At 62.7% G+C, this 5,669-nt stretch carries 7 protein-coding genes; 5 read left to right on the forward strand and 2 right to left on the reverse strand.

What is annotated here, in order from left to right; genetic code table 11:
• The coding region (locus tag WAN71_RS16640) for an acyl-CoA dehydrogenase family protein (protein WP_422226395.1) at nucleotides 1-404 on the reverse strand (404 nt) is incomplete at its 3' end.
• Nucleotides 405-584: 180 nt separating this feature from the next.
• On the reverse strand, nucleotides 585-1,883 hold the full coding sequence (locus WAN71_RS16645; protein ID WP_422226390.1) for an amidohydrolase family protein: 1,299 nt from the start codon (nucleotides 1,881-1,883) through the stop codon (nucleotides 585-587).
• A 252-nt stretch (nucleotides 1,884-2,135) separates the two neighbouring features.
• Between WAN71_RS16645 and WAN71_RS16650 the strand changes: the two genes are divergently transcribed.
• The 5 genes from WAN71_RS16650 to WAN71_RS16670 all read left to right on the forward strand — a co-directional run.
• A complete protein-coding gene (locus tag WAN71_RS16650) occupies nucleotides 2,136-2,684 on the forward strand; it encodes a carboxymuconolactone decarboxylase family protein (protein ID WP_422226391.1) in 549 nt (182 codons plus the stop codon).
• A 4-nt stretch (nucleotides 2,685-2,688) separates the two neighbouring features.
• Nucleotides 2,689-3,981, forward strand: a complete 1,293-nt coding sequence (locus tag WAN71_RS16655) for an aromatic ring-hydroxylating oxygenase subunit alpha (protein ID WP_422226392.1) — start codon at nucleotides 2,689-2,691, stop codon at nucleotides 3,979-3,981.
• The gene (locus WAN71_RS16660) at nucleotides 3,965-4,300 is read left to right on the forward strand and encodes a hypothetical protein (RefSeq protein ID WP_422226393.1); all 336 of its coding nucleotides are present in this window, start codon (nucleotides 3,965-3,967) and stop codon (nucleotides 4,298-4,300) included. Before WAN71_RS16655 ends, WAN71_RS16660 begins: the two co-directional genes overlap by 17 nt.
• Before the next feature lie 3 nt (nucleotides 4,301-4,303).
• A complete protein-coding gene (locus WAN71_RS16665; RefSeq protein WP_422226394.1) occupies nucleotides 4,304-5,518 on the forward strand; it encodes an amidohydrolase family protein in 1,215 nt (404 codons plus the stop codon).
• Nucleotides 5,502-5,669, forward strand: a 168-nt coding sequence (locus tag WAN71_RS16670; RefSeq protein WP_422226396.1) for a nuclear transport factor 2 family protein, incomplete at its 3' end; no start/stop codon positions are given. The genes WAN71_RS16665 and WAN71_RS16670, both read left to right, overlap by 17 nt.

The raw sequence follows: 5,669 nt of genomic DNA on the forward strand, positions 1-5,669 counted from the left end.
GTGTCCAGTCCTGCACCGGGTTCGGTGACTCCGAAGCACACGTGTAGCTCGCCCGTCGCGACCCGCGGCAAGGTGCGCGCTTTGAGCTCCTCGGAGCCGTGCACCACCACAGGGTGCATGCCGAAGATCGACAGGTGAATGGAGCTGGCGGCGTTCATTCCGCCGCCCGATTTGGCCACTTCTTCGGCCAGCAGCGTCGCTTCGGTGATACCGAGGCCGTGACCCCCGTACTGCTCGGGGATCGTCATACCCAGCCAGCCGCCGCCGCCGATAGCCTGATAGAACTCTGACGAGAACTCGTGCGCCTGGTCTTTTTCCATCCAATAGTGGTCATCGAACTTCGACGACAGCTCCGCGACCGACTTGCGGATCAGCTCTTGGTCGTCGGTCAGCTCAAAGTTCATTCCACCGCCGGGCACTGTTGAATCTCCTTTGATCAGCTCAGGCACGGGCTTTCAGTGTCGGCCCGCTGCGCCCGGCTTCGCCGCGCTTGCGACCGCCACGGGCTTTCAGTGTCGGCCCGCTGCGCCCGGCTTCGCCGCGCTTGCGACCGCCCACTGGCGCGCGTGCATTCCGGTTGCGCGTCAGTCCTTGTTGCCGGTCAGCTCTTTCGCGCTGGCGGCGAAGTCCGCGAACGACGCACCCGACCTGGCCTCCTTGTGGTGGCTGAGAGCCCGGATCGAAACGTCGTGACCCTCAGCGGCCTTGCGCAATGCACCCACCTTCGCCTGTGCCGGAGTGATGTGGCTGAACGGGTCGAAGGAGTACCAACGCATGGCGTTCTGGTAGGACATCTTGTTGATCTCGTCGTCCGGGACATTGTTGGCGGACAGCACATCCCACAGCTCTTCGGGCGCGCCCGGCCACATCGAGTCGCTGTGCGGATAGTCAGCTTCCCAGCAGATGTTGTCAATGCCGATCATGTTGCGCAGCGCCACGCCGACCTTGTCGCTGATGAAGCAGGTCAGGAAGTGATCACGGAACACGTCGGACGGCAGCTTGTCACCGAAGTTCTGGTGTGTCCACGTCGAGTGCATCTCGTAGGTCCGGTCCGCCCGCTCAAGGAAGTAGGGAATCCACCCGGTACCACCCTCCGACAGTGCGACCTTCAAATCCGGGTATTCCTTGATCGGCCGCGACCACAGCAGATCCGCGGCGGCCTGAACGATGTTCATCGGCTGCAGCGTGATCATCACGTCCATTGGCGCATCGGGTGCCGTGATCGCCAGCCTGCCCGAGGATCCGATGTGCACGTTCATCACGGTGTTGGTGTCGCACAACGCTTTCCACAGCGGGTTCCAGTATTCGTTGTGGAAACTCGGGTAGCCCATCGCGGCGGGGTTCTCGGTGAAGGTCAGCGCGTGCACACCCTTCTTGGCCACCCGTCGCACCTCTTTGGCGCACTCCTCGGCATCCCAGATCACCGGAATCGCCATCGGGATGAAGCGTGCGGGGTAGGCCCCACACCACTCGTCGATGTGCCAGTCGTTGTAGGCCTGCACGAGCGCCACTGAGAACTCCGGGTCCTCGGTGGCGAACAGGCGCCCGGCGAAGCCAGGGAAGGACGGGAAGCAGATCGACGCCAAGATGCCGCCGGCGTTCATGTCCTTGATCCGCTCGTCGACGTTGTAGCAACCCGGCCGGATCTCATCCAAGCCCTGCGGTTCCAGCCCGTACTCCTCTTTGGGGCGACCGGCCACCGCGTTGAGCGCGACGTTGGGGATCACGGTGTCACGAAACTGCCAGCAGTCAGAGCCGTCCGCGTTGTGCACCAGCCGCGGCGCATCGTCGGCATACTTCTTCGCCAAGTGGTTCTTGAACATCTCCGGTGGCTCGACAGTGTGGTCGTCGACGCTGATCAAAATCATGTCGTCTTTGTTCACTGGCCGTTCCTCTCCGTCGGGGGTCGTTGGGCGGCCCGTTCTCTCAAGTATGAAAATTATCTTCTCAGTTCGCGAGAATCAACATCTTGAGCCTACGCGGGGGGTCGCCGGACCCGGGACGACGGGGCGACCCCGCCGTCACCTACGGAAGGCGTTTCCGCAGGTCGGGTGCAAAACATTGACCAATCCGAGAGTTCGTGGAAATCTATTGGTCAAATATGAGAATATGATTCTCGCAACTGAGGAGGCGGTATGCGTCTGTCCCCCTTACCGGCGGACCAATGGGACGACGCTGCCCGGCACGCGGTCTCCGGCATGCTGCCGGAGGAGCGGCGAAATCCGCGCGACGCCGGCAACGTGCTGGCTACCCTGGTGCACCATCCGAAGCTGACGCGTGCGTTTCTCCGATTCAGCAGTTACCTGCTCTACGGGTCGACGCTGCCGCCGCGCATCCGTGAGCAAGTCGTGCTGCGTGTCGCACATCGGCGCGGGTGCGGCTATGAGTGGTCGCACCACGTGGAAATCGGCAAGGAAGCGGGGCTGTCCGACGCCGACATCGCCGCGGTGCGATCGGGCGACGCGGACGACGAGTTCGACCGCGCGGTGCTGTCCGCGGTCGATGAACTCGACCAGAAAACGAACCTGTCCGACCAGACATGGGCAGCCCTCGGTGAGCGGCTCGACGAGCGGCAGCGGATGGATTTGATCTTCACGACTGGTGGCTATATCGCACTCGCCATGGCTCTGAACACTTTTGGCGTCGAGGTCGAGCACGACCACACAGCCCGGACAGAAAGGTAGATCCTTGCCACATTTCACCAAGCCGGATGCCGGCAGCTGGACGGAAAATTACCCCGAACTGGGAACCGCGCCGGTCGATTACACCGACTCGATTGATCCGGCGTTCTTCGAGGCCGAGCGCGACGCGATCTTCAAGCGGACGTGGCTGAACGTCGGCCGGGTGGAGCGGCTGCCGCGCACCGGCAGCTACTTCACCAAGGAGCTGCCGTCGGCGGGCCCGGGCATGTCGGTGATCATCGTCAAGACCAAGGACGGGTCCATCAAGGCCTACCACAACGTCTGCCGCCACCGCGGAAACAAGTTGGTATGGAATGACTATCCACACGAGGAGACCTCGGGCACCTGCCGACAGTTCACTTGCAAGTACCACGCCTGGCGCTACAGCCTCGATGGAGATTTGACCTTCATCCAGCAGGAGGACGAGTTCTTCGACGTCGACAAGAGCCAGTACGGCCTGGTGGGCGTCCGCTGCGAGGTGTGGGAAGGGTTCATCTTCATCAACCTCGACCAGAACGCGAAGCCGCTGGCCGATTACCTGGGGCGGCTGGCCAAGGGCATCGAGGGCTATCCGTTCCACGAGATGACCGAGGCCTACTCCTATCGGGCTGAAGTCGGCAGCAACTGGAAGTTGTTCATCGACGCATTCGCCGAGTTCTACCACGCCCCGGTGTTACATCAGGGGCAGTACACCAAGGAAGAAGCCGCCAAGATCATCAAATACGGCTTCGAGGCGCTGCACTACGAATTGGCCAGCCCACACGGGATGATCTCCACCTGGGGCGGTCAGGCACCGCCCGCGGACATGTCCATGGTCAAGCCGATGGACCAGGTGCTGCGCAGCGGACTGTTCGGGCCGTGGGACAAGCCGGAGGTCATCGAAAAGCTCGATGAGCTTCCTCCGGGTGTCAACCCAAAAAGAGTGCCGCAGTGGGGCATTGACTCGTGGCACTTCTTCCCGAACTTCATGCTGCTGATCTGGGAGCCCGGCTGGTTTTTGACCTATCACTACTGGCCGACCGCGGTCGACAAGCACATCTTCGAGTGCACGCTGTATTTCGCTCCGCCGAGAAATGCGCGGGAACGGCTGGCCCAGGAGTTGGCCGCGGTGACGTTCAAGGAATACGCGCTGCAGGACGCCAACACGCTGGAGGCCACCCAGACCATGATCGGCACCAAGGTCGTCAAAGACTTCCTGCTGTGCGACCAGGAAATCCTGCTGCGGCATCTGCACAAAGTTACAAGTGACTTTGTCACTGAATGGGCGAAGGAGTACAGCCACAATGGCCACGCCAACTAAGCTGCCCACTGAATTCGCCGACCTGGAGCCCTATCTGGAGTGGGACCTGGCCACCGAACCCGAGCGCTACGCCAAGCGGTTGGCCTCGTCGATGACCGAGATGCAGGCCTTCTACGATGTCGCGTTCCCCCGGCTGAACGATGTGATCGACTACTGCGACAAGTACACGCTGGATGATCTGCCCGAGGCCGCGCAGGCACTCATGCACCTGATGCAGTCGCTGATCATGGTGTCGTTCCCGATCGAGGCGTGGAAGCAGCCCCGGGTCCCCGACAGCGGCGCAGCCTGGGTCGAATTGATCAGGGAGCCGGTGATTTAAGAGGTGTTGACGCTCAAGGCCGCTGGGCTGCTCGACGTCGACGCCGGTGAGATTCTGTCGCCTGGCATCGTGCGGATCGAAGAGGACCGGATCGTCGGCGTAGGCGGCGACGCCGAGGGCGAGCTCATCGATTTGGGCGACCAGGTCCTCTTGCCCGGGCTGATGGACATGGAGGTCAACCTCCTGATGGGCGGGCGCGGGGAAAAGCCCGGGTTGTCCCAGGTTCAGGATGACCCGCCGACCCGAATGTTGCGCGCGGTCGGCAACGCCCGTCGGACGCTACGCGCGGGGTTCACCACGGTGCGCAATCTCGGCCTGTTCGTCAAGACTGGCGGCTATCTGCTCGATGTCGCGCTCGGCAAGGCCATTGACGCAGGCTGGATCGACGGCCCGCGGGTGGTGCCTGCCGGGCATGCGATCACGCCGACCGGCGGACATCTGGATCCGACAATGTTCGCCGCGTTCGCCCCACATGTGCTGGACTTGACGGTCGAAGAGGGCATCGCTAACGGAGTCGACGAGATCCGAAAGGCGGTGCGCTATCAGATCAAACACGGCGCGGAGCTGATCAAGGTCTGCTGCTCGGGTGGTGTGATGTCGTTGACCGGCCCGCCTGGCGCGCAACATTATTCGGATGAGGAGCTGCGGGCGATCGTCGACGAGGCGCATCGGCGTGGGCTGAGAGTCGCCGCACACACCCACGGCGCCGACGCGGTCAAACATGCGGTCGAAGCAGGCATCGACTGCATTGAACATGGGTTCCTTGTCGACGACGAGGCGATCGCGATGATGGTCGAGCACGGCACCTTCCTGGTGTCCACCCGGCGCTTGGCGGAGGCCATGGACGTCTCGCACGCCCCGCCCGAGCTGCAGGCCAAGGCCGCCGAGATGTTCCCGAAGTCGCGGACCTCGATCCTGGCTGCGTACGAGGCCGGGGTGAAGATCGCGGTGGGTACCGACGCGCCTGCGATCCCGCATGGCCGTAACGCCGATGAGCTTGTCACGCTGGTCGATTGGGGCCTGCCGCCGTTGGCGGTGTTACGGGCGGCGACGGTCACGGCGGCGGAATTGATCAACGTCACCGATCGCGGCCGGCTTGCCGAGGGTCTGCTGGCGGACGTCATCGCCGTACCCGGAGATCCGTTGTCCGACATCGGCGTTACCCAGAAGGTGGGCTTCGTGATGAAAGGCGGCAAGATTTATGCCAACACGCATTGAAGACCTGATCGAGATCCAGCAGCTGCTGGCCCGCTATGCGGTCACCATCACGCAGCAAGACATCGACGGGTTGGTGAATGTCTTCACACCCGACGGGACCTATAGCGCATTCGGCGAAACTTATTCGCTGGACCGGTTTCCCGTGCTGGTG

The sequence above is a fragment of the Mycobacterium sp. genome (assembly GCF_049280035.1).
Classification (GTDB): domain Bacteria; phylum Actinomycetota; class Actinomycetes; order Mycobacteriales; family Mycobacteriaceae; genus Mycobacterium.

What these genes read in the sequence shown, in the direction of transcription:
- WAN71_RS16650 (WP_422226391.1), top strand. Translation starts at nt 2,136, where the DNA reads ATGCGTCTGTCCCCCTTACCGGCGGACCAATGGGACGACGCTGCCCGG.
- WAN71_RS16660 (WP_422226393.1), top strand. Translation starts at nt 3,965, where the DNA reads ATGGCCACGCCAACTAAGCTGCCCACTGAATTCGCCGACCTGGAGCCC.